Source organism: Myxococcus sp. CA005 (genome assembly GCF_006518205.1).
GTDB classification, from domain to species: domain Bacteria; phylum Myxococcota; class Myxococcia; order Myxococcales; family Myxococcaceae; genus Myxococcus; species Myxococcus xanthus.
Genome location: NZ_SRLV01000175.1, coordinates 1 through 4588 on the forward strand (window position 1 = coordinate 1; position 4588 = coordinate 4588).

The following is a 4588-nucleotide window of genomic DNA, read 5'->3' on the forward strand; positions in this document are numbered from 1 at the left end:
CGCCCCCCGCGTTGTTGCCAGCGCCACCATTGGCCCCCACCGCTCGGACGAATCCCCCCACGGTGATGGAGCCCTTGCCCACGAGGACGATGGCGCCCCCCGCGCCACCGCCAGAGCCGGGCAGGTTGGAGGCGGTTCCACCAGCCTCACCATTGGCATTGATGGCGCCCCCCGGGGGAATGCGGACCGCTCCCTGCGCGAGCATGACCAGGGAGCCGCCACCCCTGCCACCGGCCACACCGACCTGCTTGGCACCCGCGCCGCCGCCCAGGCCGCCGGGTCGCAGGAGTTGCGCGGCCTGGAGCGGCAACAGCCCACGCCCGCCCTGGGGCTCGCCTGCGGCCGCACGCGCCACGCCTGCCTCCGCAGGCCCGGTTCCGTTGTCCTCGGCACTGGGGTCCACGATGATCGTACCGTTGACGGTGACGTCGCCGGTGGCCCGGATGACCGTTCCACTCGGGACAATAAGCGTGCCGGAGATGGTGACGTTGGTGAACTGGAGGTGCTGCCGGCCGGCCAACGTGCCGTAGCCAGTGGCCGTGGTCAGATCCACGGTGTTGCCGCTGGGGACGTTGTACGCCCCAGCCGACCCGTCACCGTAGGCGCCCAACGAGCCCATGGGCCCCTGCGGACCTTGAGGGCCCTGCGGACCAACCGATCCCGAAGGGCCCTGAGCCCCTGCAGGTCCCGTCGCGCCCGCGGGACCTTGCCCGCCCTGCGGTCCCACCGGCCCGTTGCACACGAAGCGGGTGAGCGCGACATTCTCCTCGCCCGCATCCAGCGTCCCATTGCGGTTGACGTCGACGCCCATCTCCAGCCGCACGCCACCGGTGGCGCAGTTGCCGGCCGCCGGCTCCACGGTGGTCCGCGTCACCGTGCCCAGACCGACATCACCCTGGGGGCCCGTGGCACCCGCTGGGCCCACCGGGCCCTCAGGTCCTACGGAGCCCTGCGGTCCCGCCGGCCCGGCAGGTCCCACCGCGCCAGCGGGACCCTCCGGTCCCCGGTCCCCCTGCATGCCCGTCTCACCCTGAAGACCGGTTGGCCCCTGCACGCCCTGCTCACCACGGAGGCCCTGCGGTCCCATGGCGCCCTGCGGCCCCTCGGGCCCCATGAGCCCCTGTGCACCGTTGCACACGTAACGGGTCAGCGAGGCGTCGACCTCCTCATCCTCCAACTGACCGTTCCGGTTGAGGTCGATGCCCGTCTCCACCACCACACCCGCCTGGGCGCAGTTCTCACCGGAGGGTTCGGAGTCGGTGCGGACCAGCGCCGTCAGCCCCGGAGGTCCCTCCGGCCCACCTGCCGGGCCCGGAGGACCTTGCGGCCCCTGTGGGCCCGTAGCACCAGGCGCACCTGGCTCGCCCTGAGGACCAGCGGGCCCCTCTGCGCCCGGCGCTCCCGGAGGGCCTTCTGCGCCCGCGGGACCTTGCGGCCCCTGCGGTCCGGGCGTGCCTTCCTCACATGCCGAAAGCACCAGCAGTGCCGTCAACGGAAGCGCCTGAAACCACTTCTGATACAGCGGGCGTCGCCAGTTCTCTTGCGTCATCTGCCGGCCTCCTCGTCGTGAAACGTCACGCCGCGGGCCACTGAGCAAGCCGCACGCCACGCCAAGAAGACCGGGGCGACCCCAAGAGGTTCGGCGATAACCGGGCAGATTCTCTCGTGAGAGAGAACCCGCGAGACATTGCCCCGGCGTCCGGGTCAGACGCACCCGCGTTTCATCGGCACGCGCATCTGTCTCGGCGTCTGGGCCGGACGCATGCGCGTCTGTATCGGACGCACGAGCGTGCGTGACTCAGCAAGACATGGAGACACCACGCCTCACGTTTCATTGCATACCGCCGTCACCCTCACATGAAACACGCGCGAGTTCAGCACTGGCCGGACCTTTGCTCAGGGAGGAAGCGCAGCAGGCCCAGTCAGGCAGTCCTCTCCTCGAAAGGTAGACGCACGTGTCAGAGCCCTTCATCGGTCAGATCATGATGTTCGCAGGCAACTTCGCTCCGAGGGGCTGGGCATTCTGCCAAGGGCAGCTTCTCTCCATCGCCCAGAACTCGGCGCTCTTCTCCATTCTTGGCACCACCTATGGAGGCAATGGGCAGACGACGTTCGCCCTGCCGGACCTGCGTGGCCGCTATCCCATGCAGCCGGGCCAGGGCCCCGGCCTGTCCCCCCGCACGATGGGCGAACAGGGCGGAACCGAAACCGTGACGCTGATTTCGACGCAGATGCCGGCGCACACTCACACCCTGAATGTGAGCAGTCAGCACGGCGATACGGAAACGCCCATTGGCACCGTGCTCGCGGCGGACTCCACGGCGACCGTGCTCAACTACCGGGCTGCCCCCATCGACGGGACCATGAACCCCGCGGCCATCGGCGTCTCGGGTGGAAGCCAGCCGCACAACAACATGTCGCCCTTCTTGTGCATCAACTTCATCATCGCGCTGGAAGGCATCTACCCGTCGCGCAACTGACGCACCGTGAGCCCCAAGGGCTCAGCGCCTCGCTCCACTCACGCGTGCGAGGCGCAGTGGGGCCACGCGGACGGCCGCCGCGAATCCGTCCCCATGAGCCAACACTTCCAGGTCCGCGGCGACCCTGAACCGCGGGGTGGGTAGCCCGTTCCCAGCAGGGTGGGCACGTCGGAGGCAGCGTTACTGCACGGGAGCGTGGGCGGTGGTGGCGGAGCGAGACGGCGGGGGGCAACGCTCGCAAGTCACACCGACGACGGTGTTCACCGTCTGCGCCTCCGTGCTCGCGGTGGTCGTACTCGTCACTCTCGTGGCGAAGACGCGGGTGGCACTGACACTGACGGGCATCGCCACCATCCTGGCGCTCGCGTTGGAACATGGCGTCGCGCGACTGGAGCGCGGCAGGCTGCCTCGGCTGGCCGCCATTGCCCTGGTGATGACGGCGTTACTGGTCGTCGTCGCCGCCCTCGCGCTGCTCGTGATTCCCGCCGCGGCGGACCAGCTCGATGCCCTGGTTCGCCAGTGGCCGCAGTTGATGGAGGAACTGCGGAGCTCTCGGCCCATCCAGGTGCTCAGCGACCGGCTGCAGGCGCTCGGCTGGGCGCGACGGTTGGAGGAGGCAACTCCCCGGCTCGCCACCGGCGCCCTCCCCACGCTGCTCATCCGAGCCATCGGAGGCGTGGTGGGGGTGGTCATCTCGGCCCTCACCGTCTTCTTCCTCGTCGTGTTCATGCTGACATTCGGAGGAGACCTGATTCGCAGGGGGCTGGCCCTGGTCGGCCCCGAGCACCGGATGCGATACGTCCGGGTCCTCCACAACGTCTACAGCGCCACCGGCGGTTACCTGTCCGGGCTGGCGCTCATCTGCACCATCAACGCCACCCTGACCACGGTGACGCTGGCGCTCCTGGGTTTGCCGTACTTCCTGCCCCTGGGCATCGCCAGTGGCTTCTCCAGCCTGGTCCCCTATGTGGGGCCGCTCATCGCTGGGGGCGTCATCACCTTGCTGACGTGGGCCACGCAGGGCATCTGGGCGGCGGCGGTCGCGCTCGCCTACTTCCTGCTGTACGGGCCCCTCGAGGGCAACGTGCTGGCCCCACTCGTCTTCCGACGTACGGTCCACGTCAATCCGCTGCTCGTCCTCCTGGCAGTCCTGTTCTGCGCGGAGCTGGCCGGCATCGTGGGCGCGGTGGTGGCGGTACCCGTGGCCGCGACCCTTCAAATCATCTCCCGGGAGGTCCTCCTCTTCCGGCAGGAGCGCAGGGCGGCGCGCACCATCCACCCCGCGGAACCTGAATGAGGCCCTGAAAGGGGAACACGATGGCCGCGGGTCCACTCCCATGGCTGCTGACCCATGGCACAGCGGCCCTGCTCTTCGCCGCCCTGGTCGCCGGAGGCTTGGGGGTACCCATTCCAGAGGACCTGGTGCTGTTGTCGCTGGGCATCCTCGCGCACCAGGACGTCCTCCCCATCGCCCTGGCGGTCGCGGTCGCAATCACCGGAGTGCTCTGCGGCGACACGGCCCTCTTCATCACCGCCCAAAGGCTGGGGCCCGCGCTGTACGCGCATCCACGGATGAAGAAGCTCCTGCCGCCGGAACGCCGCGAGCGACTGGCCCAGCTCTACGCGCGCCACGGCGGGCGCTGCATCTTCGTGGGACGCTTTCTCTCGGTCCTGCGCGGGGCAGTGTTCATCATGGCCGCGGTGCAAGGGATGCGGCTGCGCGACTTCCTGCTGTGGGACGCGTTGGCGCTATGCCTCAGCGCTCCGGTGGTGGTGGCGCTGGGGTACGCCTTCTCGCACAGCGTGGACGCGGTGGCGAAAGGGGCGGCGCGAGCCGAGCACCTGCTGGTGCTGGCCACGACGGCGGCCCTGCTGGCGGTGGGGGGCCTGCGCCGACTGCGCACGCGGCGCCTGGCCCAACGCCCGCGGTGACGCGCGGAAACTCCACATGCCCCAAAACGGAAAACCCCCGGTGTCCACAAGGGACACCGGGGGTTTCTCAAAAAGAATCCGGCAGCGACCTACTCTCCCGCGCGGTTTCCCGCGAAGTACCATCGGCTCTGGAGGGCTTAACTTCCGTGTTCGGGATGGGAACGGGTGGGACCCCT

At 69.3% G+C, this 4588-nt stretch carries 4 protein-coding genes and 1 rRNA gene; 3 read left to right on the forward strand and 2 right to left on the reverse strand.

The features are described 5' to 3' along the window. On the reverse strand, positions 1-1549 hold a 1549-nt coding region (locus FMQ63_RS38615; protein WP_305034254.1), incomplete at its 3' end, for a collagen-like protein. A 406-nt stretch (positions 1550-1955) separates the two neighbouring features. On the opposite strand from FMQ63_RS38615, the gene FMQ63_RS36805 reads away from it, so the two are divergent. From FMQ63_RS36805 to FMQ63_RS36815, 3 genes are all read left to right on the forward strand, one after another. Next, the gene (locus FMQ63_RS36805; RefSeq protein ID WP_011550465.1) at positions 1956-2480 is read left to right on the forward strand and encodes a phage tail protein; all 525 of its coding nucleotides are present in this window, start codon (positions 1956-1958) and stop codon (positions 2478-2480) included. 136 nt (positions 2481-2616) lie between these two features. After that, positions 2617-3777, forward strand: coding sequence for an AI-2E family transporter (locus FMQ63_RS36810; protein ID WP_011550464.1), 1161 nt, complete (start codon positions 2617-2619; stop codon positions 3775-3777). A gap of 20 nt (positions 3778-3797) precedes the next feature. Further along, a complete protein-coding gene (locus FMQ63_RS36815; protein ID WP_011550463.1) occupies positions 3798-4412 on the forward strand; it encodes a DedA family protein in 615 nt (204 codons plus the stop codon). Positions 4413-4488: 76 nt separating this feature from the next. On the opposite strand, the gene rrf is transcribed toward FMQ63_RS36815, so the two are convergent. Next, positions 4489-4588 (reverse strand): 5S ribosomal RNA (gene rrf, locus FMQ63_RS36820); the annotation flags it as partial.